Below are 21,576 nucleotides of genomic sequence, written 5' to 3'. Positions count from 1 at the left end.
CGTCGCCGGACGCACGATACGCGGGAATCGATCAGTAATCCCACGTCACGGGCACGAAACGAAAGCGATCGCCGTTCTTTGCGATGTGGCCGATGGACGGGAACGCGACATGGGCCGCGGCCAGCATCGCGCCCGTCTCGGCGGCTTCGCGCAGCAGCGCGATCCGCACGTCCACCGACGCTTCGGGATCATGCTCGAAGCCGTTCTGCCAATCGGGATGGTCGAAGTTGACTTCAAAAATCGCATCGCCGACGAAGGTCAGTTTCTCGCCTTTCGATGCGACATCGACGACACAGTGCCCCGGCGTGTGCCCTCCCGTCACGCGCGCCGATACGCTCGCCGCGATGTCGACGCGCTGATCGAACGGCACGATGTTTTCGCGGTAGCGTTCCACAAACTTCGCGGCGGCCTTGCGGAGCGCCGGAGGAACGGTCTCGGGCATCACCGTCTTGCTGAAGTCCGGATCCTTCCAGAACGCGACTTCCTTCGCCGACACGTGAATGCGCACGTCCGGGCGCAGCCGCGCCTTCACACCATCGACATTCAGGCCGCCGACGTGGTCCATGTGCATATGCGTGATCACGATATCGGTAATCGCGGCCAGGTCGATGCCGGCCGACTCCAGGCGCATCATCGACTGACCGGCGCGCGTGAAGTATTCGAAACCGTCGCCGACGCCCGAGTCGATCAGGATCAGGCGTTCGCCGCTGCGCACGAGCGCGATATTCAACGCCCAGTCGAACATGTCGCGTTGCAGGAAGCGACCGTCGAACCATGCGTTGCGGTCCGCTTCGCTCACGTTGGTGGACATGGTGGAGGTCGGCAGCGGCAGAACGCCGTCGCTGATCAGCACGACATCGACGTCGCCGACGCGCACGGCGTAGCGGGAAGGCACGAGCTCGCCCGAACCGCCTCTGCCGAGATTGTCGGTGACGGGTCGCACATTGTGGATGGTTGCGCTCATATTCAATAGTCCTGTTGATTGAGTGGAGTCATTCGCACCGGGCAGCGCGGTTCACGAGCACGAGTGCGAAGCGTTTGCGCTTCCTTTTTGCTCGTATTCGACCGGGCATGCGAAGCATTCTAGTGAGCGGAGGCGAACGCCAGTAGCGTCGCGAATGCCCACACGATGTTGTTCTAAAGACAACAAGCCACGATGGCGAACGTTGTTCTTGGGCACGCGTTAGAGAACGATGCACGCGTCAGGCTCCCCGTCGGAGGCGTGACGGGTTTCGCCGAGCATATCCAGCAGTTCACGTTCGATCTGACGGCAGATCGGCACCGAGCCGCACGCGATCAACGCGTAAAATTGCCGTCTCGACCAGTAGATGAACTCGGGCAGCGTGTACGCTTTTCGTAGGTGCATGGTGTACGCCTCGCTGCGGGGAAACCATCGGGCGAGCCGAGATTCAGATTGTCAGCCGTGCCATACGGAATCTGAACGGCACTGCATCCGACGCGCGATCGGCGGAAACAACCGCCGCTCACGTGGCGTCGAGCCCGCCGTCGACCGTCACGACCTGGCCCGTCATCCATGCCGCCTGCGGTGAGGCCATTGCGACGATCCAGGCCGCGACGTCCTCGGGCTCGCCGCGCCGGCCGAGCGGGATGCGCTCGCGCTCTTGTGCTTTGATCGCATCGACCTGGGCGGTCGACAGGCTCATTCGCTCCGACAGGAATTCCGTTTCGGTCGGGCCGGCCGCCACCGCGTTGACGCGTACGCCGGCCGGTGCGAGTTCCAGCGCCAGCAGCGCGTCATATGTTCGAGCGCCGCCTTGCTGGCCGCGTAGTGCGACAGCAGCGCCGCAGCCTTGTGCCCGTACGTGCTCGACACATTGACGATGCTGCCTCGCACGCGGGTCAGATGCGGCAGCGCAGCGCTCGCCAGCAACGACGGCCCGAGCGTGTTGACGGCGAAGATCGCGCTGATCGCTTCGAAGCTGGCCGACGAGAGCGGGAGGATGGCGCCGGCACCCGCGTTGTTGACGAGCACGTCGAGCCGTCCGCAGCGCGCGATCACGGCATCCACGGTGCGAGCCGCATCGGCCGCATTGCCGGCGTCCGCGACGACGTAACTGACGCCGGGCACGCTTTGCGCGATGGCGGCCAGCGCGGCCTCGCGGCGCCCCGTGATGACGACGTGCGCGCCTTCGCGCGCGAACGCGACGGCGGCCGCGAGCCCGATGCCGGCGCCACCGCCGGTGATCAGTACGACTTGCTTGTCGAATGACGGCATGAGTCCCTCATGGAAACGAAGGTGAACGTGGCGCGACGCAGACTTCCGGCACGGAAGAGCGTCGCGCGAGAATGACGACACGCGCTCAGTCTTCGCGCGAATCGTCGGCGGACGCGAGGGCCACGACCTGGGTGATGCCGTCGTGCGCCATCTTGGTGTACGGGCAGAAGCGCTCGGTATTTCGAACGAGTTCTTCCGCGACCGCGCGCTCGACGCCCGGCAACCGAACCCGGATATTGGCGTTCAGCATGAACAGACCGTCCATCGGATCGCGGCAGAAGTCGATCGACGCCGACACCGACGCGCTGTCCATCGGTACGGCCGCCTGCGCGGCCAGCAGGCTCAGCGCGCCGTGAAAGCACGCGGCATAGCTCGCGGCAAACAACTGTTCCGGGTTGGGTCCGTCGCCGGGGCCGCCAAGCGCGGGCGGCAGACGCAACGCCAGCTCGAGCTGACCGTCGTCCGAGCGGGCGATGCCCGATGCGCGGCCATGCGCCGCGGCGCCGCCCGTCACGGTCACCGTGGCCGAATACAGCGTCTGGGGCTCGCGTCCGCGATACTTGTCGAGCAGCGATAGCGGCGGTGGGCGCAACGGAGTCATGGCACGCGCGATCGTCGGTATTCGCTCAGCTTGCCGCGCGGTTCTGCGCGAACCATGCGTCGAACGTGGTGGCGCCGAGATGCGCGCCGGGCCCCGGCACGAGCGTATCGTCCTGCACCGTCGCGCCGAAGTAGCCAGCCGCCGGGTCGCGGATCACCGTGCGTGCGTCGTGCGTGACGGACAGAAAGTGCTGAACGAGGTCGGCGATCGCCACGCGGTCCGGACCGCCGATTTCGACGATGCCGTTCAGCGGTGCACCGAGCGTGAAATTGGTGACGGCCGAGGCGACGTCGTCCGACGCGATCGGCTGGAAGTGCGCGGTCGTCAGCCGGATCCGTTCGCCGTCGGTACCCGATTGAGCGATCGCGCCGAGGAACTCGAAGAACTGTGTCGAGCGCACGATAGTAAACGGTATGCCCGACTCCCGGATCAGGTTCTCCTGGATGATCTTGCCGCGAAAGTACGGGCTTTGATGGAGACGATCGGTTCCGACCACCGACAACGCGACGTGATGGCGCACGCCAGCCGCGTGCTCGGCTTCGAACAGATTGCGCCCGGACACCTCGAAGAAGGCCTTCACGGCCGCCTCCTCGAACGACGGCGCGTTCGCGAGATCGACCACCACGTCCGCACCCGCCAGCGCGTCGCGCAGTCCTTCGCCGGTGATCGTATTGACGCCCGTCGCAGGCGCCGCCGCGACGGCTTCGTGGCCGCGCGCGCCGAGATACTTGACGACCTTTCTGCCGATAAGCCCGGTCCCACCAATGACGACGATCGTCACGAATGTTCTCCTTGAACGAGCGTGCGCGTCGCGCGCCGCTGCGTGTTACCGAATCCGGCGTGCGTCGCGTGGTCGCGACGACGCCTGTCTGTTGCCGAACGGCGTACGCATCGAATTGCGCGCCGTTCGAACAGTGCGCATGGTAGGCACGGACCGTTCGGCCCGATAGCGCACCACAGGCCCCTACAGTGTTGTCGCGCATGCATCAATCGACCGCCTCGAACGTCGTCGTCATCGTGGTCATCGTCGTCGGGCACTGCAGGTCGCGTGCGCGCGTCTGCTCGATCATGTAGTCGATAAATGCGCGGATGCGTGTCGGCAGGTGCTTTCGGCTCAGGTAGCACAGGTAATGGCCGCCATCGTCCGGCGCATGCTGGCCGAGGCAGCTCACCAGCTGCCCGTCGGCCAGCAGGTCGCAAACCTGGTAGGCGGGCAGCTGGGCGATGCCGAGCCCGTCGAGCACGGCACGCACGACGAGATCCATGTCGTTGAACGTGTGATGCGCGGCGAGCTGCGCCTGCTGCGCGAGCCCGTCGACCTTGAATTCCCATTCCTTCACGCGGCCCGACGCGGTGCGCAGATTGATGCATCGATGTTGCGCGAGTTCGTTGACGTGGCGCGGCAAGCCGTATCGATGCGCGTATGCCGGCGACGCGCACACGATCATCTGCATCGGAATCAACTGGCGCGCGACGATCGCGCTGTCCTCCATGCGCCCGTCGCGAAACGCGACATCGATGCGATCCGCGGAGAAGTCGACCGGCCGGTCGTTGAGCAGCAGCTCGAGCGAGATGTCCGGGTACCGCGCGTGGAAGTCGCGCAGCAGCGGTGCGATGACCTTGCGGCCGAAGCCGGGCGTCGAGCCGATCCGCAGGTGGCCGCTGGGCGGGCCGCTGCGCAGTTCGCGCATGTCCTCGAGCGCCTGCGCGAGATGGTCGATGCCCGGGCGGCAGTTCTCGTAGAACAGTTCGCCCTCGCGCGTGAGCGACATGCTGCGCGTCGTGCGCTGGAACAGCCGCGTATCGAGCCGGTCCTCGAGCCGCTGCACGTGGCGGCTGACCGACGAGCGGCCGACGCCGAGGCGGTCGGCCGCGCGGGCGAAGCTCCCTTCGGTGACAACGGCAAGAAAGGTGACGACGCCCGCATAGCAGCTCGAGAAGCTGCGGGCAAACGGATCGTCGGCGTCAGTGCGGCGGATGGAGGTGTCGGACATGGGGGCGCGAAAGTCGTGGTTCCGTATTCGACAAGACGTTTCGGCTCCGCCGCCTGTGACACCGTCGGTCGATTTTTTTTTCGGGGAAGCGGGAGGTCATGTCCGGTTCACTTTTCCGGCACGAGCACGGGCGCACCCTTGTCCTTCAACAACAGCACGATGAACTTTGCGGATTGCGTCAGGCTCGCGTTGCGGCCGACCGTGTGCAGGTCGCCCGGCGCTTCGTAGAACGTCTGGCCCGGCTTCAGCGTGACGGACTGCCCGCCCTTCACCTGCATCACGATCGAGCCCTCGACGACGTACACGAACGCGTGCGCGTAGTGGCGGTGGACGGGATCGACCGCGCCGGGCGGGTACTCGACCGAAATCATCTCGGCTTCCTTGCCCGGATAGTCGTCGAGCGGCTTCGTCATCAGCGGCGCGACAATCGCCGAGGGTGCCGCCTGCGCGCCGGCGGCCATCACGCCGCCCAAAAGCGCGAGCAGCAGCGCGTGTTTCATGCGGATCATCTGGGGATTCCTGTGAGCCGCCGGCCGCAGTCGGACGGCGGCGAAAAAAGGATGGACGAAACGGCAGGCCCGAGGCTCAGGCGAGATTCGCCTTGTCGAGGCCGAAGGCCTTGTCCGACGAACCGGGCACGGTCCGGAACGCCACGTTCGCGCGGTTCCAGCCGTTGATGGCCATCACCTCGAACGTCAGATCCGACAATTCCTTTTCGGATAGCTGGCCGCGCACGCGGTCGTAGACGTCGTCCGGGACGCCGTGTTCACCGAGTTTCGTCAGCGCCTCGGTCCATGCGAGCGCCGCTCGCTCGCGCGGCGAGAAAAGCGTCGATTCGCGCCATGTCGCGAGATGGTGCACGCGCAGTTCGCGCTCGCCATGAAGGCGGGCCTCCTTTACGTGCATGTCGAGGCAAAAGGCACAGCCGTTCATCTGCGACGCCCGGATCGACACCAGGTCGCGGATCGATTCCTCGATCGTGCTGCTGCGCAGCAGGTTGCTGAGCTCGATAAATTTCTTGAACAGTTCAGGCGATTGCTGAACGTAGTTGAGACGCTGCGTCATGACGGCTCCTGGCGATGAAGAGGGGGATCACCCGCGCTGCGCGGGTGCCGCGAGCGGCAGTGAGCCGCGCGAAGTCATCTTAGGAGTGCGCCGCCGGGTGCGGAAGGTACGGGAAGGGACGCATCGTGTTGCGTCGGCTGCATCAATCGGCGTAGGGTGGCCCACGCCCGATCGCCGATCGTCCGCCGTCACGCGGCGGGGTGGACGGCCGCGATGCGCGCCAGTTTGTCCGGATTGCGCTGCACGAGGATCCGGACAATGCGCGTGCCGTCCGTCTCGAACGCCATTGCCGATTCAAGCTGTCCGACGATGAAGCGCAGCATGGCCCACTGACCGTTCAGCACCACCGGCCGCATCTCGACACCGCTGCCGTAGCGCAGCCACGCCGCGTAGAACAGCTGAGCGATACGCCGGCCGCCGAGCATCGGCTTCGGGAAGCTCTGCACCTTGCCGCCGCCGTCGCCGATCAGCATTGCATCTTCGGCGAGCAGCGCCTGGATCGACGGGAAGTCGCCTTGCGCGGCAGCTCGCGAGAACGTCTGCAGCAACTGGAGGTGCGTCGCGCGCGGGACGGCTCGGCCCGGCCGGCGCTCGTCGCGCAGTTGCGCCCGCGCCCGGCTGACCAGCTGTCGGCAGGCCGCTTCGGTCTTGCCGATCACCTTCGCGATTTGCTCGTAGTCGACGTCGAAGATTTCGTGGAGAAGGAAGGCCGCACGCGCCTCGGGCGTCAGTCGTTCGAGCAGCATCAGAAACGCGACCGATACGTCGTTCGCGCGCTCCGTCAATTCTTCCGGCGTCGCGGGCGAATCTCCGAGTTCCGGTTCCGGCAGCCAAATGCCGGGGTATTGCTCGCGCCGGCTCTTGGCCGTCCGCAGTCGGTCGATCGACAGCCGCGTCGTCACCGTGACAAGCCACGCCTCGGCGTTCTCGATCGCCTCGCCCGTCGCCTCGTGCCAGCGCAGCCACACGTCCTGCACGATGTCCTCGGCATCCGCGACGGAGCCGAGCATGCGGTACGCGATCTTCTGCAGGCGCGGGCGAAGCGCGTCGAAGGTCAGCGCGTCGTCATTCATGTGACACCTTGCAGTCGCATATGCGCCGACGCGTCGGCGCGCGAGCGGCGAGCCGATTCATCAAATGGACGTGAGCCTGCAACGGGAACGGCGAGCGCATGTCGGTGGACGGGCCAAGGATCCGGATCGGCCGCTGTCTGCGGCCAAATGCGAAGTGAAAAAGGAATTCGGTGCACGTCTTGCAGTCATGCCGACGGTGGCTTCTACCGAGGCATTTTCGGTCAAGGTAGAGAGCCTTCGTCGTGATGTGCAATGCGGGACTGGCCAAGTGTACAACGGGCTCGGAGGTCGCGGAGAGAGCGTTTGTTGTCACATCGATGCCGCCCGCGATGAACCCTGAAACGACGAACCCGGCCGCAGCCGGGTTCGGTTCATCGTCACCGACGCACGCTCGCGTCGCAGCACCTCAACGTGCCTGTCCCGGCACCGTATCGCCGCGCAACGAACATCCGCGCGTCTCGATCACAGCGACCAGCGCCACCAGACCGACCGCGCACGCGGCCATCATGTAATAGGCGGGAATCAGCGCATTGCCGGTTCGCGCGATCAGCCAGTCGTTGACGATCGGCGCGGTGCCGCCGAACAGCGACGTCGACACGTTGTAGGCGATCGCCATGCCGGCGTAGCGGACGTGCGTCGGGAACATCGCCGGAAACATCGCGGAAATCGTCGCGAGCTGCGGTACGTAGAGCACGCCGAGCACCGCGAAGCCGATGAACGCACCGAGCACGCCATGCGTCATCAACGTAAACATCGGCACGGCGGCGACGAACAGGCCGACGAGCGAGATCCACCACATCGTCTTGCGGCCGACGCGATCCGACAGCCAGCCCGCGAACGGCAGCAGCACCATCATCGCGAGCATCCCGATCAGCGGGATCAGCAGCGACATGTTCTCGCTGACGCCGAGCTCCTTGTGCATGTACGTCGGCATATAGGCGAGCAGCACGTAGTTGACGACGTTCAGCGCGACGACGAGCCCGCCGAGCAGCAGCAACGGCCGCGCATAGCGAACCAGCAGGCGGCCGATCGGCATCGCGGCCGGCGCGGCCTGTTCGCGGCGGTGCGCCTGCTCCTCGAGTTCGCGAAACACCGGCGTTTCTTCCAGACGCGAGCGCAAATAGAAGCCGACGAGACCGAGCGGCGCCGCGACGAGGAACGGCAGGCGCCAGCCCCAGGCATGCATCGCCGTGTCGCCGAGCAGCAGCGCGAAGCCGAGCATCAGCAGCGCGCCGAGCGAGAAGCCGGCCAGCGTCGCGAATTCGAGAAAGCTGCCGCACAGCCCGCGCCGCGAGTCGGGCGCGTATTCGGCGATGAACGTCGCTGCGCCGCCGTATTCGCCGCCGGTCGAAAAACCCTGCACCATGCGCAGCAGGATCAGCGCGGCCGGGGCGAGCCAACCGGCCGTCGCGTAGGTCGGCAGGAGGCCGACGAGCAGCGTCGCGCCCGACATCGTGAGCACGGTCAGCGCAAGCACGCGCTTGCGGCCGAGCCGGTCGCCGAGCGGGCCCCAGAACAGGCCGCCGAGCGGGCGGATCAGGAACGAAATCGCAAACGTGCCGAGCGCGAACAGCGTCGCACTGGCCGTGTTGCCGGGAAACAGCGCAGCGGAAATATACGCGAGTCCGTACGCGTATATGCCGTAATCGAACCATTCGGTCGCGTTACCGAGCGCGGCGGCCGCGATCGCGACGCGCGGCAGGCTGTGCGGCTCGTCGCCGCGATGGGAAACCGTATCGTCCGGGACGGACGGCGCGGAGACGGAAGTCCACGATGGCACGTATCGCATAAGGGATCCTCGTTGGCAGCATGCGCCCGGGCGGGCGCCGACGAGGTTCAAAGTAATCCCGCCAATTTGCCATGCCCGATGTCATAGGACGATGTCGGGATTGGGGTTTTCCCCGTGCCGAAGACCCGCGCGGGCCGCTCGCCGGCGACCCGCGGCCATGACACGCCGCGTTATCGGACGTGCGGCAGCAGCGCGCGCAGCCAGTACGCGACGGCGACCGCGCCGCCGTCGGGCGTGCCGATCGCGCGTTCGCCGAGGTAGCTCGCACGGCCGGCGCGCGGCGTCATGCGCGCGGTGTCCTGCGCACCGCGTTCGGCGGCGTCGACGGCGGCCGCCCACGCGTCGGCGCTGTCGCGGCCGTCGTCGAGTGCACGGTCGAACGCGGCGGCGGCCGGCACCAGCGCGTCGAGCATCGTTCTGTCGCCGGCACCGGCGCCGCCGAGCTCGGCGATCGCATCGACCGCGCTGCGCAATGCCGCGGCCCAGTCGCGTGCCGACGGCTGCGCGACGCCGGCGAGGCGCCGCGATGCGCGCAGCAGCGCGGTCGCGTAGAACGGGCCCGAGCTGCCCGCGATCGCGCGGCGCAGTGCGGCGCCGAGCGCGGCGAGCGCATCGGCCGGCGTCGCATACGCGGCTTCGGGCAACGCGAGCATCGCGTCGGCGGCACGATGCATGCTTGCGCCGAGGTCGCCGTCGCCTGCGGCGGCATCGAGCTCGGTCAGCGTCGCTTCGTGGTCGATCAGCGTGTGCGCGACCGCGTGCAGCGCCGGGCGCAGCCGCTCGGCCCACGCGCGGCCCGCCGCGTCGAGCGGCGGCGGCGACGGTTCCTGCGGTGCCGCGGCGGCGACGCGGATCTGCGCGTTGACAGCGCCGCCGCCGGGCCACGCGCGCGCCTGCGTCGGTGCGTCGAGCAGCGCCGCCCGTTCGTCGTTGAGCCGCAGCACCGAGATCGAACAGCCGGGCATGTTCAGCGCCGACAGGAACGTGCCGGCCCACGCGCGCTCGACCGCGATGCCGCGACGGCTCAGGTTTTCGTAGGCGGCGCGCAGCACGATCGCAAGCTCCATGTCGGGCGTCGCGCCGAGACCGTTGACGAGCAGCGCGACGCGTTCGCCGCGATCGAGCACGAGGTCGGCGACGATCGCCGACAGCAGCGTGTCGGCGAGCGCGTCGGCCGGCAGCGGCGCCGTGCGTTCGACGCCTTTTTCTCCGTGAATGCCGAGACCGAGCTCGATTTCGTCGTCGGCGAGACTGAATCCGGACTGGTCGGCGCCCGGCAGCGTGCAGCCGTCGAGCGCGACGCCCATCGTGCCGAGATCGGCGGCCGCATCGCGCGCGATCGCCGCGACGCGCGGCAGCGACAGCCCGCGCGCGGCCGCCGCGCCCGCGAGCTTGTGGATCAGCACGGTGCCCGCGATGCCGCGCCGCTGCGCGCGCTCGACGCGGCCGCGCAGCGATACGTCGTCCGCGACGATCACGGTCTCGACCGGAATGCCTTCCGCGCGCGCGAGTTCGGCTGCCAGACCGAAGTTGAGCCGGTCGCCGGTGTAGTTCTTCACGACGAGCAGCGCGCCGTTCGGGCCCGCTGTCGCGCGGATCGCGGCGAGTACCGCGTCGGTGGACGGCGACGTGAACACTTCGCCGCACACGGCCGCACTGAGCATTCCGTCGCCGACATAGCCGCCGTGCGCAGGCTCGTGCCCGCTGCCGCCGCCCGACAGCACTGCGACCGTGCGCTGCGACGGTTCGGGCAGCGGGCGGCGGACGAGCACGTGCTCGCCGCCGAGCATCGCGAGATGCGGCGACTGTCGCGCGATGCCTTCGAGCATTTCACGCACGACGTCGGACGGACGGTTCACGAGTTTTTTCATGGCGACGGTTTCCGGGCAGATGAAAGCCCGCGGGCCGAACCGATCCGGCGCCTCGGGCTGTCGGGTTGCGGGAATGCGCGCGCCGTGGCGGCGGTGGCGTGCGGCGGTGCCATGGATCTCGCCGGTGCGCGCTTCGGTGCCACGATACATCAGGTCGGCACGCCGCTCCACGGGCGGCGCGCGCTCGCGGCCCGAGCGCCGCGCGCGAGCGGGTTCGCGGCCCGAGCGCCGGCCGCGAGCGGATGGGCCCGGTCGTCAGGCACCGAAGCGCGCTTACTTCAACGCGGCGATTTCGTTTGCGCGGATCAATCTCGCGCGCAGCACGTTGCGGCTGATGCCGAGCAAGCGCGCGGCCTGAAGCTGATTGCGGTGACTGAACTCGAACGCGACGCGCATCACGGTGTCCTCGATGCGTTCGTACAGTCGGCCGTGACCTTCGTCGAACAGCGCGTGCAGCGCGGCTTCGAGTGCGGCCTGCGCGCCCGCACACGGCTCGTCTCGATGTGGTGCCGCAGCGGCCGTGCCGGCCGAGGCGAACGTCAGGTCGGCGTGCTGCAGCGTCTCGTGGCGGCTCACGAGCAACGCATGATGGATGACGTTTTCCAGCTCGCGGACGTTGCCGGGCCAGTCATACGATTCGAGCGCGCGTGCGGCGCGCGCGTCGATGCCGCGCGGCCCGTAGCCGAGACGGCGGCGGTAGTCGTCGACGAAATGGCGCGCGAGCGGCAGGATGTCGGCCGGCCGCTCGCGCAGCGGCGGCACCGCGAGTTGCACGACGGCGAGCCGGTAAAAGAGGTCGCCGCGGAAATGACCGGCCGCAACCGCTTGCTGCAGATCGACGTTCGTCGCGGCGACGACGCGCACGTCGATCGGAATGCCGGCCCGTGCACCGACGCGCACGACTTCGCGCTCCTGCAGCACGCGCAGCAGCTTGACCTGCATCGGCAGCGGCAGGTCGCCGATTTCGTCGAGAAACAGCGTGCCGCCGTCGGCGGTTTCGAACCAGCCGGCCTTCGCGCCGAACGCGCCGGTAAACGCGCCTTTCTCGTGACCGAACAATTCGCTTTCGACGAGCGTCGTCGACAACGCGCCGCAGTTCACCGCGACGAACGGGCCGTCGCGACGACGGCTCGCCTGGTGCAGGCGACGCGCGACCAGCTCCTTGCCGGTGCCCGTTTCGCCGACGATCAGCACGTTCGCGTCGCTCGGTGCGACCGCGCGGATCCGCTCGAGCAGCGCGTGCGAGCGCGGATCGGCGAATACGCCGGCGTTCGCGCGGATCGATGAAGCGGACGCCGACGCGCCCGTGTGCGATCGCTCGGCGGTACCGGAATCGGCGTCGCGGTCGGCGGCGGCGAGGTCCGCACCGCTCGGCCATGGATCGGGGAGAAAACGGTTCATGAATCGAAACGCGTCGTTGAACGGAAGGGCGCACGCCAGCACGCATTGCTGCCGCGTTGCTGCCGCGGTGCTGCCTGAGCAGCAAAGTGTCGATCGATTCGCGCCGCACGGGAAACATCGATTTCTGATAAGCAAAGTCGCGAGCTTGCGCAGCGGCGCGGGCGTGCCGATGCGGTTCGAAGCGTTGCTTTCGCCGCTGCGCCGCTTGCAGCGCCAACGCCGCGCCGCAAAGTCGGCCGCGCGCCACGCGAAAGACCGTCGTCGACGTTCTGTCAGAATACGCGCGTCATCCCCTGTCCGATCGCGGAATGGAACTCAGACAACTACGTTATTTTCTCAGCGTCGTCGAACACGGCAGCATGGGCAAGGCCGCGCTGGAACTCGGCGTGGTGACCTCGGCGCTGAGTCAGCAGATCAGCCGACTCGAAGGCGAACTGTCCACGCGTTTGCTACAGCGCACGTCGGGCGGCGTCATTCCGACCGACGCAGGGCTGGCGTTCTGGCGTCAGGCGCAACTCGCGCTGCGTCATATCGACGACGCGGCGCTCGCCGCGCGCTCGGCGCGTCTGTCCGGCCATGTCAGCGTCGGCATGGCGCCGAGCACGGCGAGCGTGCTCGGCGTGGCGTTCATGCAGGCAATGCGCGCACGCTATCCCGATGTGCGGCTTCATCTCGTCGAAAGTCTGTCCGGTCATCTCGCGTCGATGCTGAGCGCGCGCCAGATCGATCTCGCCGTGCTGTTTCGCGAAGAATCCGCGCAACGCTGGAGCGTGCAGCCGCTGCTCGACGAGCGGCTGTTCCTGATCGGCGCGGCCGATCTCGACGGAATGCCGACACGCGGATCGATCCGGCTGACCGATCTCGGCAAGCTGCCGCTCATTCTGCCCAGCGGTACGCACGGGCTGCGTTCGCTGCTTTCGTCGGCGTTCAAGCGCGCCGAATACGAGCCGAACATCGTCGCCGAAGTCGACGGCCTCGCGCTGCTGATGGACATCGTCCGCACCGGCATCGGGGCGACCATACAGCCGGGCGCAGCACTCGCCAGACGCGAGAACGCGACGCTGACGAGCGTGCCCGTCGCGGAGAAATACGCGAGGCGGCCCAACCTCATCGCAAGCATTTCCGATGACGAACTGTCTCCGGCCGGGCTCGCCGCGCGCGTGGTCCTTGCCGATGTCGCGCGTCAACTCGTGCATGAAGGCCGCTGGCCCGGTGCGCGGCTGCGCGAAACCGACTCTTCACAAAAAGTGAAGACCCGTTGACGGCCGCCTGATAGCGCAGCGGGCACGCGATCCCTACGATTTGTCCGAAAGGAGGCAAGTCTGATGGTCGATGTGCTCGTAATCGGAGGAGGGAATGCTGCCCTGTGTGCGGCATTGATGGCGCGCGAAGCGGGCGCGTCGGTCCTGCTTCTCGAAGCCGCGCCGCGCGAATGGCGCGGCGGCAACTCGCAACACACGCGCAATCTGCGCTGCATGCACGATGCGCCGCAAGACGTGCTCGTCGATGCCTATCCGGAAGAGGAATTCTGGCAGGACCTGCTGAAGGTGACCGGCGGCATCACGAACGAACATCTGGCGCGGCTGACGATCCGCGCGTCGTCGTCGTGCCGGCCGTGGATGCAGAAGCACGGCGTGCGCTTTCAGCCGCCGCTGTCCGGTGCGCTTCACGTCGCACGCACGAACGCGTTCTTCATGGGCGGCGGCAAGGCGCTCGTCAACGCGTATTACCGCAGCGCCGAAGCGCTCGGCGTCGAGGTCCGGTACGACACGCCGGTCGATGCGATCGAGCTCGACGGCAGCCGTTTCGTCGCGGCGCGCAGCGGCAGCCGGCGCTTCGAGGCGCATGCCTGCGTCCTCGCCGCGGGCGGCTTCGAATCGAACCGCGAATGGCTGCGCGACGCGTGGGGGCAGAACGCGCGCGGCGAATGGCCGGCCGACAACTTCCTGATTCGCGGCACACGCTTCAACCAGGGCGTGCTCCTCAAGCATATGCGCGACGCCGGGGCCGACATGATCGGCGATCCGTCGCAGTCGCACTGCGTCGCCATCGATGCGCGCGCGCCGCTGTATGACGGCGGCATCTGTACGCGCATCGACTGCGTGTCGCTCGGCGTCGTCGTGAATCGCGACGCCGAGCGCTTCTACGACGAAGGCGAGGATTTCTGGCCGAAGCGCTATGCGATCTGGGGGCGGCTCGTTGCGCAGCAGCCCGAGCAGATCGGCTATTCGATCATCGATTCGAAAGCGATCGGCCGTTTCATGCCGCCGGTGTTTCCCGGCGAAAAGGCGGACACGCTGCCGGAACTCGCACGCAAGCTGGGCCTGCCCGAACGGCGCTTCGTCGACACGCTGACGCGCTACAACGACGCGTGCCGCGTCGGCACGTTCGATCACACGGCGCTCGACGACTGCCACACCGAAGGCCTCACGCCGCCGAAGACGCACTGGGCGCGCCGCATCGATACGCCGCCGTTCTACGGTTATGCGTTGCGGCCGGGCATTACGTTCACCTATCTCGGCCTGAAGACGAACGAGCGCGCGCAGGTCCACTTCGGCGGCGAAGCCAGCGAAAACCTGTTCGTCGCCGGCGAAATGATGGCCGGCAACGTGCTCGGCAAGGGCTATACGGCCGGCGTCGGCATGTCGATCGGCACGGCCTTCGGGCGCATCGCCGGGACGCAGGCTGCACGTGCGGCACTCAAGACAACGGAGGCAAGCCGTGCAGCAGCCTGACGCACTCGCGACCGAACGCACGCACACGGCGTCGCCGGTCGATACCCAAAAAACTTCGCACGGCGGCGCGGCACGCGTGATCCCGATCGTGCCGATGAGCGCGAGCGAAACCGAAGTGGCGCGCCAGATGCAGATCTGCAACGCATGCCGCTATTGCGAAGGTTTTTGCGCCGTGTTCCCCGCGATGACGCGCCGGCTCGAATTCGGCAAGGCGGACGTCAACTATCTCGCGAATCTGTGCCACAACTGCGGTGCGTGCTATCACGCGTGCCAATACGCGCCACCGCACGAATTCGCCGTGAACGTGCCGAAAGCGATGGCCGAAGTCCGGCTCGACACCTACACCGAGTACGCGTTTCCTGCGGCGTTCGGTGCGCTGTACAAGCGCAACGGTCTGACGCTGTCGGTTGCACTCGCGGCCGGGCTCGCGCTGTTTCTGCTGCTCGGCACCGCATTGCACGGCGGCCTGTCGCGCGACGTCGGGCCTGCGAACTTCTACGCGGTCTTTCCGCACACGCTGCTCGCCGCGATGTTCGGCAGCGTATTTGTGTTCGCCATGGTCGCGCTCGGCGTGGGCGTCACGCGCTTCTGGCGCGACGTGTCGGCGGGAACGACACGCGCGAGCGCGCCGGCGGTGGCGGAAGCGGCGAAGAACGCGCTGACGCTCAAGTACCTCGACGGCGGCCACGGCGAGGGCTGCAACGAACGGGACGATGCGTTCACGCTGGCCCGGCGCCGTTTCCATCACCTGACGTTCTACGGCTTCATGATGTGCTTCGCGGCAACGGCGATCGTCACGCTTTATCACTACGCGTTCGGTCTGGAAGCGCCGTATCCGTTTTTCAGTGCGCCGGTGCTGCTCGGAACGGCGGGCGGCGTCGGACTGATCGCGGGGCCGGCAGGGCTGCTTTGGCTGAACCTGACACGCGCGCCGGAGCGCGGCGATCCGCGTCAGCGTCCGATGGACCGCGGCTTCATCGCGCTGCTGTTGCTGACCAGTGCATCCGGTCTCGCATTGCTCGCCGGTCGTACGACTGCCGCGATGCCTTCGCTGCTCGCCGTCCATCTCGGCATCGTGATCGCGCTATTCGCGACGCTGCCTTACGGCAAGTTCGCGCACGGCATTTTCCGCTCGGCCGCCTTGCTCAAATCGTCGATCGAGAAGCGGCAACGCAACGCGTCGAGCGTCGGCGCCGACTAGCGTCACGGGCGCCGCCGGCGCCCATCGCCACAAAACACAATAGGCAGGAGACACCATGAGCCGTACCGAACCCATTGCCGCGACGTCCGGCGTTTCGCCGATGACGCGGGCCGCCGCCGTGCTGCGCGTGACCAGCGGCAATTTCATCGAACAGTTCGATTTCTTTCTGTTCGGCTTCTATGCGACATCGATCTCGAAGATCTTTTTTCCGTCGGACAGCGAGTTCGCGTCGCTGATGCTCACGTTCGCGGTATTCGGCGCCGGGTTCCTGATGCGTCCGCTCGGCGCGATCTTTCTCGGCGCGTATATCGACAAGGTCGGGCGGCGCACCGGCCTGATCGTCACGCTCTCGATCATGGCGAGCGGCACCATCCTGATCGCGTGCGTGCCGGGCTACGCGAGCATCGGCCTGCTCGCGCCGGCGCTGGTGCTGCTCGGGCGGCTGCTGCAAGGATTCTCCGCGGGGGCCGAGCTCGGCGGCGTGTCGGTTTATCTCGCGGAAATGGCCACGCCCGGCAACAAGGGTTTTTACACGAGCTGGCAATCGGCGAGCCAGCAGGTCGCGATCGTGATGGCGGCGGCCATCGGTTACGGGCTGAACCAGTGGCTGTCGGCGCAGCAGATCGGCGCATGGGGCTGGCGCGTGCCGTTTTTCATCGGCTGTGCGATCGTGCCGTTTCTGTTCTTGCTGCGGCGCTCGCTGCAGGAGACCGCGGCGTTCCAAGCGCGGCGGCACCATCCGCAGGCACGCGAGATCTTCGCGATGCTGCTCGGCAACTGGCGGACCGTCGTCGGCGGCATGCTGCTGACAGCGATGACGACCACGACGTTTTATCTCATCACCGTCTATACGCCGACCTTCGGCAGATCGGTGCTGAAGCTGTCCACGTCGGACAGCCTGATGGTGACGCTGCTCGTGGCCGCGTCGAATTTCGTCTGGCTGCCGATCGGCGGCGCGATCTCGGACCGCATCGGCCGCAAGCCGCTGCTCGTCGCGATTTCCGTGCTCGCGATCTTCACGGCCTATCCGGCGCTGTTCTGGCTCGCCGATGCGCCGAGCTTCGCGCGCATGCTGATCGTGCTGCTGTGGTTCTCGTTCTTTTTCGGCATGTATAACGGCGCGATGGTCGCCGCGCTGACGGAAGTGATGCCGGTCGAAGTACGCGTCGCCGGGTTCTCGCTGGCGTTCAGTCTGGCGACCGCCTTGTTCGGCGGGTTTACGCCGGCCGTGTCGACGTATCTGATCCAGGCGCTGCATGACAAGGCAGCGCCGGGCTACTGGCTGAGTTTCGCCGCGCTCTGCGGGCTCGGCGCGACGCTGGCGCTGTACCGGCGGCGCGCGGACAGTGGCGAGTCGGCCGCTTCGTCGGCGGGATAGACATTGGGACGTCAGGTTCGAACACGCGACAAGCCCGGCTTCGCGCCGGGCTTGTCGCTTTTTGGGCGGCGTGGCGGCGAGCGCCAGCGGCTCGCAAAACGGCGTGCGCGCTACGGCAGTGCTATGTCCGTGTCGACTCAATATTGCGATCCGCAATGGCGCCATTGAATTCATTGCATTGCCGACATGTGTCGCGCGCCGTATCGTGGTCTCCATTCAAGGAGACGTTGATGAAGATCGCATTTTTGGGCGCCGGCGCGCTGGGCTGCGCCATCGGTGCCACGCTGACCGAAGCCGGTCACGAGACATGGCTCGTCGACCGGTTTGCCGCGCATGTCGCGGCCATGTCGCGCGACGGGCTGCAGATCGACGACGAGCGCGGCACGCGGCGCGTCAAGGTTCGCGCGACGATGGATCCCGCCGAAGTCGGCACGGTCGATCTCGTGATCGTGCTGGTCAAGTCGTTCCATACCGATGCGGCGATGCGCGGCGCGCTCGCGCTCGTCGGGCCGGAGACCGTCGTTCTGTCGCTGCAAAACGGCCTCGGTCATGAAGACGTGCTCGCCGAAATCGTCGGACGAGAGCGCGTGCTCGCGGGCAAAACCTACGTGGGCGGCGTATTGCGCGCGCCGGGCCAGATTCAGAGCGGCGTCGCGGGCAAGCTCACGATCGTCGGCGAACTCGACGGCCGGATCACGGCCCGTGTGCAAGCGGTCGCGGACGCGTTCAACGGCGCAGGTTTGACCACGCGCGTCAGCGACAACATCCTCGGCACGATGTGGGACAAGCTGCTGATCAATGTCGCGACCGGCGCGATCACCGGCATCACGCGCCTGACCTACGGTCAGCTTTACGACGAGCCCGTCCTCAAGGCGACGGCGCTTGCGGCGATCGAAGAAGCAATGGCCGCGGCCAAAGCCGCCGGTGTCAGGCTGTCCATCGCCGCAGCGGAAGATGCGTGGAACATGGCCGCCGAAGGCCTTCCGGCCGCGTTCAAGACGTCGATGCTGCAAAGCCTCGAGAAAGCGTCGATCACCGAAATCGACTTCATCAACGGCGCCGTGGTGCGCTGGGGCGAACGGCTCGGCGTGCCGACGCCCGTCAATGCGACGCTTGTCGCCTGCATCAAGGGGATTGAACGCGCCATGATCGATCGCCAGAAAGAGGAGGTCTCGGCATGAGCGCCGCGAAAGCCTATCTCGAGCACGTCGCCATCCGGGTGAAGGACATCCATTGGCATATCCGCTTCTTCGAGGAAGTGCTCGGCATGACCATGCGCGAAGTCGACGGCAGCCGGGAAGCGCCGCGTCAATACTGGACGCTCGGCGGTCTGCAATTCATCAGCGAGCCGCATTACGACGGACCGGAGGGTCGGCTCGCGCACCTCGGCGTGATGTGCGAAGAGCTCGACGCGGCCATCGCGGCGGCGCAGGCATTCGGCGTGACCGAAATGCCGCAGGGACGCAACTGGCTGCGCCTGCCCGACGGACTCGCGATCGAACTCATTCAGGCGAAACCGGCCACGTGCGTCGCACAGGCGCTGGCGATCGATCCGCGCGCGGAGGCGTGAGCATGAGCCGCATCATCGAAAAATACTGGGACGATGCGCAGGAAGGCGACGAATGCATCAGCCCGACGTATACGGTCACGAAACAACGCATTCTCGCCTATGCCGATCTCACGGGCGATCACACGCCCGTGCACGTCGATGAGGACTACGCGAACGCGAGCCACTTCGGCTGCATCGTCGCGCATGGCTTGTTCGGCTTGTCCGTCGCGGACGGCCTGAAGACGCAAAGCGACTATCGCTTCGTACCCGGCATGTCGCTCGGCTGGACCTGGGATTTCCTGCTGCCGATCAAGGTGAACGACGTACTGCACGTCAAGTTCCGCGTCGGCGCGATGCGCGCCAGCAAGAGCAGGCCCGACTGGGGCATCGTCGTTTTGCCGTCGGAACTGATCAACCAGGACGGCCAGGTCGTCCAGCGCGGCGAGCATCGTCTGATGATTCCGCGTCGTCCGGGAGCGTACTGATGCAGGCCCGTCCCCTCGAAGGCATTCGCGTCGTCGATTACAGCCACTTTCTTGCCGGCCCGTATGTCGGCCGCTGCCTCGCCGCGCTCGGCGCAGAAGTCATCAAGGTCGAGCGCCCCGGCGGCGGCGACGCCGGGCGCCGGCACGCGACGATCCTGGACGATCAGCAAAGCGCCTATTTTCTGCAGCTCAACATGGGCAAGCGCGGTGTCAGCGTCGACATGAAGGACCCGCGCGGCAAGACGTTCATGCAACGCCTGTGCGACTCGGCCGACGTGTTTATCGAGAACTATCGTCCCGGTGCGCTCGACAAGCTCGGTCTCGGCTACGCGGCGTTGTCGGCGCGCAATCCGCGGCTCGTCTACTGCTCGATCTCGGCGTACGGCCACACGGGGCCCGACGCGCATCGTGCGGGCTTCGGCCTGATCGCCGAAGCGAAGAGCGGCATCATGCAGATGATCGGCAATCCGGGCGAGCCGCCGCCGCTCATGCGCATTTCGCTCGGCGACATGTACACCGGCATTCACGCGGTCGCCGCGATCAACGCGGCGCTGCTCGGCCGCGTAGCGAGCGGGCGCGGGCAGCATATCGACATGGCGCTGTACGACACGCTGGTGTCGATGCACGAATATGCCGTCCAGTGCTACACGATGCAGGGCGTCGTTCCCGAGCAGACCGGCCACGACATGCCGACGTCCACGCTGTACGGCGTCTTCCGCGCCGCCGACGGCGACCTCGTCATCGCCGCGCAAGTCGACGATGCGTGGAAGCGGTTCGCGGCGGTCGTCGAGCAGCATGGCGGCCCCGCCGGTTTTGGAACCGACACGCGCTTTCACGACCTGAACGGCCGCAACGCCCATCGCGAAGCCATTCTTGCCGTGGTGAAGCCGTGGGTGGCCGGCCGCTCGGTGGCCGACGTTCTGGCGCTGCTGGACGAGGTCGACGTTCCTTGCGCGAAGGTGCAGCGCATCGACGAGGTCGTCAACGATCCGCAAATCGTCGCGCGCGGCATGGTGATCGAACAGGCGCATCCGCGCTTCGGCACGCTGCGTCTGCCGAACCTGCCGTTCCGTTTTTCCGATTGCGATACGTCGATTCGCGAAGTCGGCCCGGACCTCGGTCAGCACAACGTGGAGGTCGCGCAATCGCTCGGCTTCAGTGCAGCGGAAATCGACGCGATGCAAACCGACGGCGTGCTGTTCTCGAAAAGGAGCGCGTGATGAGCGACCAGTATGCGGTAATCGGCAATCCGATCGGGCACACGAAGTCTCCGCTGATCCACCGTCTGTTCGCCGAGGAGACCGGGCAGGACATCGCGTATGTCGCGATGGAGGCGCCGCTGGAACCGGACGGCGCGTTCGTCGACACGGTCACAGCCTTCATCGCGGCCGGTGGCAAGGGCATGAACGTCACCGCGCCCTTCAAGCTGAGAGCGTTTGCGATGGCCGACGAACGCAGCGAACGCGCGACGCTCGCGGGCGCCGTGAACGCGATGAAGTTCGAGAACGGTCGCGTCGTCGCCGAGAACTTCGATGGCGTCGGCCTCGTGCGCGACATCGAAGTCAATCTGCATCAGCCGATGGCCGGCAAGCGCGTACTCATTCTCGGCGCAGGCGGCGCCGTGCGCGGCGCGTTGCTGCCGTTTATCGGCGCGCGCCCCGCCGAACTCGTCATCGTCAACCGACATCCGGACAAGGCGCAAGCGCTGGTCGAGCAGGCAGGCGCAGGTAGCGCGCTGCGTGCGTGCAGCTATGCGGACCTCGAATCGATGGGACGCTTCGACCTCGTCGTGAACGCGACTTCGGCAAGCCTGACCGGGCAGCTGCCGCCGGTTCCGCCCAGCGTATTCAGCGCGAGCGGCAGCGCCTACGAACTCGCCTACGGCAAGGGCTTGACGCCGTTCCTGCAGCTCGCGCGCAGCGCCGGTGTGCAGGGCATCGCGGATGGTGTCGGGATGCTCGTCGAGCAGGCGGCCGAAGCGTTCGCATGGTGGCGCGGCGTTCGACCGCAGACGCGTGCGCTGATCGATCGGCTCACCGTTCCGCTCGTGCGACATGACGAGCAGGCTGCGCCCGAGTGAGCGCAACCGCCATTAGTGTGATGTTCTTGCGATCCGGAAAGCAGGGCGTCGAGTCCTGTCCGCGGGCGTCTATTCGTCGGACGTGCCGCATAGGCGCAACGAAATGACTACAATGGCG

General features: G+C 66.9%; 20 protein-coding genes and 1 pseudogene. 9 read left to right on the top strand and 12 right to left on the bottom strand.

Annotated features, from left to right (window positions below; translation table 11 throughout):
* Positions 1 to 31 precede the first annotated feature (31 nt).
* The 12 genes and pseudogenes from NP80_RS00725 to NP80_RS00665 form a co-directional block, all read right to left on the bottom strand.
* Complete coding sequence (locus NP80_RS00725) at positions 32 to 964, bottom strand: MBL fold metallo-hydrolase (RefSeq protein WP_006405497.1); 933 nt, start codon at positions 962 to 964, stop codon at positions 32 to 34.
* Positions 965 to 1,183: 219 nt separating this feature from the next.
* Positions 1,184 to 1,366 (bottom strand): hypothetical protein, encoded by a 183-nt coding sequence (locus NP80_RS00720; RefSeq protein WP_006405496.1) that lies wholly within the window; start codon positions 1,364 to 1,366, stop codon positions 1,184 to 1,186.
* Between the two features lie 118 nt (positions 1,367 to 1,484).
* Positions 1,485 to 2,236: pseudogene (locus NP80_RS00715) on the bottom strand (SDR family NAD(P)-dependent oxidoreductase).
* 85 nt (positions 2,237 to 2,321) lie between these two features.
* Positions 2,322 to 2,837, bottom strand: coding sequence for an Ohr family peroxiredoxin (locus tag NP80_RS00710; RefSeq protein ID WP_006405494.1), 516 nt, complete (start codon positions 2,835 to 2,837; stop codon positions 2,322 to 2,324).
* Positions 2,838 to 2,862: 25 nt separating this feature from the next.
* The gene (locus NP80_RS00705) at positions 2,863 to 3,618 is read right to left on the bottom strand and encodes an SDR family oxidoreductase (RefSeq protein ID WP_006405493.1); all 756 of its coding nucleotides are present in this window, start codon (positions 3,616 to 3,618) and stop codon (positions 2,863 to 2,865) included.
* Between the two features lie 205 nt (positions 3,619 to 3,823).
* The gene (locus tag NP80_RS00695; RefSeq protein ID WP_006405491.1) at positions 3,824 to 4,831 is read right to left on the bottom strand and encodes a LysR family transcriptional regulator; all 1,008 of its coding nucleotides are present in this window, start codon (positions 4,829 to 4,831) and stop codon (positions 3,824 to 3,826) included.
* Between the two features lie 107 nt (positions 4,832 to 4,938).
* On the bottom strand, positions 4,939 to 5,340 hold the full coding sequence (locus NP80_RS00690) for a cupin domain-containing protein (protein ID WP_006405490.1): 402 nt from the start codon (positions 5,338 to 5,340) through the stop codon (positions 4,939 to 4,941).
* Positions 5,341 to 5,416: 76 nt separating this feature from the next.
* Entirely contained in the window at positions 5,417 to 5,896 is a 480-nt protein-coding gene (locus tag NP80_RS00685) for a carboxymuconolactone decarboxylase family protein (RefSeq protein WP_006399314.1), read from the bottom strand.
* Positions 5,897 to 6,084: 188 nt separating this feature from the next.
* Positions 6,085 to 6,969: an RNA polymerase sigma-70 factor gene (locus NP80_RS00680; protein ID WP_006411389.1), complete on the bottom strand. Its 885-nt coding sequence runs from the start codon at positions 6,967 to 6,969 to the stop codon at positions 6,085 to 6,087.
* Positions 6,970 to 7,375: 406 nt separating this feature from the next.
* Positions 7,376 to 8,758: an MFS transporter gene (locus NP80_RS00675; RefSeq protein ID WP_006411412.1), complete on the bottom strand. Its 1,383-nt coding sequence runs from the start codon at positions 8,756 to 8,758 to the stop codon at positions 7,376 to 7,378.
* Between the two features lie 170 nt (positions 8,759 to 8,928).
* Positions 8,929 to 10,629: a dihydroxyacetone kinase family protein gene (locus NP80_RS00670; protein WP_035488573.1), complete on the bottom strand. Its 1,701-nt coding sequence runs from the start codon at positions 10,627 to 10,629 to the stop codon at positions 8,929 to 8,931.
* Positions 10,630 to 10,902: 273 nt separating this feature from the next.
* The gene (locus tag NP80_RS00665) at positions 10,903 to 12,030 is read right to left on the bottom strand and encodes a sigma-54 interaction domain-containing protein (protein WP_100085605.1); all 1,128 of its coding nucleotides are present in this window, start codon (positions 12,028 to 12,030) and stop codon (positions 10,903 to 10,905) included.
* A 308-nt stretch (positions 12,031 to 12,338) separates the two neighbouring features.
* Between NP80_RS00665 and NP80_RS00660 the strand changes: the two genes are divergently transcribed.
* From NP80_RS00660 to aroE, 9 genes are all read left to right on the top strand, one after another.
* Positions 12,339 to 13,292: a LysR family transcriptional regulator gene (locus NP80_RS00660; protein ID WP_006405482.1), complete on the top strand. Its 954-nt coding sequence runs from the start codon at positions 12,339 to 12,341 to the stop codon at positions 13,290 to 13,292.
* Positions 13,293 to 13,355: 63 nt separating this feature from the next.
* Positions 13,356 to 14,765: an FAD-dependent tricarballylate dehydrogenase TcuA gene (tcuA, locus tag NP80_RS00655; RefSeq protein WP_006409080.1), complete on the top strand. Its 1,410-nt coding sequence runs from the start codon at positions 13,356 to 13,358 to the stop codon at positions 14,763 to 14,765.
* Positions 14,752 to 15,966 (top strand): tricarballylate utilization 4Fe-4S protein TcuB, encoded by a 1,215-nt coding sequence (gene tcuB, locus NP80_RS00650; RefSeq protein WP_006409081.1) that lies wholly within the window; start codon positions 14,752 to 14,754, stop codon positions 15,964 to 15,966. Before tcuA ends, tcuB begins: the two co-directional genes overlap by 14 nt.
* Positions 15,967 to 16,021: 55 nt before the next feature.
* The gene (tcuC, locus tag NP80_RS00645) at positions 16,022 to 17,344 is read left to right on the top strand and encodes an MFS transporter (protein ID WP_006405479.1); all 1,323 of its coding nucleotides are present in this window, start codon (positions 16,022 to 16,024) and stop codon (positions 17,342 to 17,344) included.
* A gap of 230 nt (positions 17,345 to 17,574) precedes the next feature.
* On the top strand, positions 17,575 to 18,525 hold the full coding sequence (locus tag NP80_RS00640) for a ketopantoate reductase family protein (RefSeq protein ID WP_035945912.1): 951 nt from the start codon (positions 17,575 to 17,577) through the stop codon (positions 18,523 to 18,525).
* Positions 18,522 to 18,914 (top strand): VOC family protein, encoded by a 393-nt coding sequence (locus NP80_RS00635; RefSeq protein ID WP_006409077.1) that lies wholly within the window; start codon positions 18,522 to 18,524, stop codon positions 18,912 to 18,914. Before NP80_RS00640 ends, NP80_RS00635 begins: the two co-directional genes overlap by 4 nt.
* A gap of 2 nt (positions 18,915 to 18,916) precedes the next feature.
* Entirely contained in the window at positions 18,917 to 19,378 is a 462-nt protein-coding gene (locus NP80_RS00630; RefSeq protein WP_006409078.1) for a MaoC family dehydratase, read from the top strand.
* Positions 19,378 to 20,598: a CaiB/BaiF CoA transferase family protein gene (locus NP80_RS00625; RefSeq protein ID WP_006409076.1), complete on the top strand. Its 1,221-nt coding sequence runs from the start codon at positions 19,378 to 19,380 to the stop codon at positions 20,596 to 20,598. Before NP80_RS00630 ends, NP80_RS00625 begins: the two co-directional genes overlap by 1 nt.
* A complete protein-coding gene (gene aroE, locus NP80_RS00620) occupies positions 20,598 to 21,458 on the top strand; it encodes a shikimate dehydrogenase (RefSeq protein ID WP_006405473.1) in 861 nt (286 codons plus the stop codon). The genes NP80_RS00625 and aroE overlap by 1 nt, the downstream gene beginning before the upstream one ends.
* Positions 21,459 to 21,576: the final 118 nt, after the last annotated feature.

Origin of the sequence: Burkholderia multivorans ATCC BAA-247, from assembly GCF_000959525.1 — a bacterium.
GTDB classification, from domain to species: Bacteria; Pseudomonadota; Gammaproteobacteria; order Burkholderiales; family Burkholderiaceae; genus Burkholderia; species Burkholderia multivorans.
This window is presented reverse-complemented; position numbering and strand designations above follow the sequence as displayed.

Excerpts from the sequence above, each read along its gene's own strand:
- NP80_RS00725 (WP_006405497.1), bottom strand. The coding sequence starts at position 964 with ATGAGCGCAACCATCCACAATGTGCGACCCGTCACCGACAATCTCGGC.
- NP80_RS00720 (WP_006405496.1), bottom strand. The coding sequence starts at position 1,366 with ATGCACCTACGAAAAGCGTACACGCTGCCCGAGTTCATCTACTGGTCG.
- NP80_RS00710 (WP_006405494.1), bottom strand. The coding sequence starts at position 2,837 with ATGACTCCGTTGCGCCCACCGCCGCTATCGCTGCTCGACAAGTATCGC.
- NP80_RS00695 (WP_006405491.1), bottom strand. The coding sequence starts at position 4,831 with ATGTCCGACACCTCCATCCGCCGCACTGACGCCGACGATCCGTTTGCC.
- NP80_RS00690 (WP_006405490.1), bottom strand. The coding sequence starts at position 5,340 with ATGATCCGCATGAAACACGCGCTGCTGCTCGCGCTTTTGGGCGGCGTG.
- NP80_RS00685 (WP_006399314.1), bottom strand. The coding sequence starts at position 5,896 with ATGACGCAGCGTCTCAACTACGTTCAGCAATCGCCTGAACTGTTCAAG.
- NP80_RS00680 (WP_006411389.1), bottom strand. The coding sequence starts at position 6,969 with ATGAATGACGACGCGCTGACCTTCGACGCGCTTCGCCCGCGCCTGCAG.
- NP80_RS00675 (WP_006411412.1), bottom strand. The coding sequence starts at position 8,758 with ATGCGATACGTGCCATCGTGGACTTCCGTCTCCGCGCCGTCCGTCCCG.
- NP80_RS00670 (WP_035488573.1), bottom strand. The coding sequence starts at position 10,629 with ATGAAAAAACTCGTGAACCGTCCGTCCGACGTCGTGCGTGAAATGCTC.
- NP80_RS00665 (WP_100085605.1), bottom strand. The coding sequence starts at position 12,030 with ATGAACCGTTTTCTCCCCGATCCATGGCCGAGCGGTGCGGACCTCGCC.
- NP80_RS00660 (WP_006405482.1), top strand. The coding sequence starts at position 12,339 with ATGGAACTCAGACAACTACGTTATTTTCTCAGCGTCGTCGAACACGGC.
- tcuA (WP_006409080.1), top strand. The coding sequence starts at position 13,356 with ATGGTCGATGTGCTCGTAATCGGAGGAGGGAATGCTGCCCTGTGTGCG.
- tcuC (WP_006405479.1), top strand. The coding sequence starts at position 16,022 with ATGAGCCGTACCGAACCCATTGCCGCGACGTCCGGCGTTTCGCCGATG.
- NP80_RS00640 (WP_035945912.1), top strand. The coding sequence starts at position 17,575 with ATGAAGATCGCATTTTTGGGCGCCGGCGCGCTGGGCTGCGCCATCGGT.
- NP80_RS00635 (WP_006409077.1), top strand. The coding sequence starts at position 18,522 with ATGAGCGCCGCGAAAGCCTATCTCGAGCACGTCGCCATCCGGGTGAAG.
- NP80_RS00630 (WP_006409078.1), top strand. The coding sequence starts at position 18,917 with ATGAGCCGCATCATCGAAAAATACTGGGACGATGCGCAGGAAGGCGAC.
- NP80_RS00625 (WP_006409076.1), top strand. The coding sequence starts at position 19,378 with ATGCAGGCCCGTCCCCTCGAAGGCATTCGCGTCGTCGATTACAGCCAC.
- aroE (WP_006405473.1), top strand. The coding sequence starts at position 20,598 with ATGAGCGACCAGTATGCGGTAATCGGCAATCCGATCGGGCACACGAAG.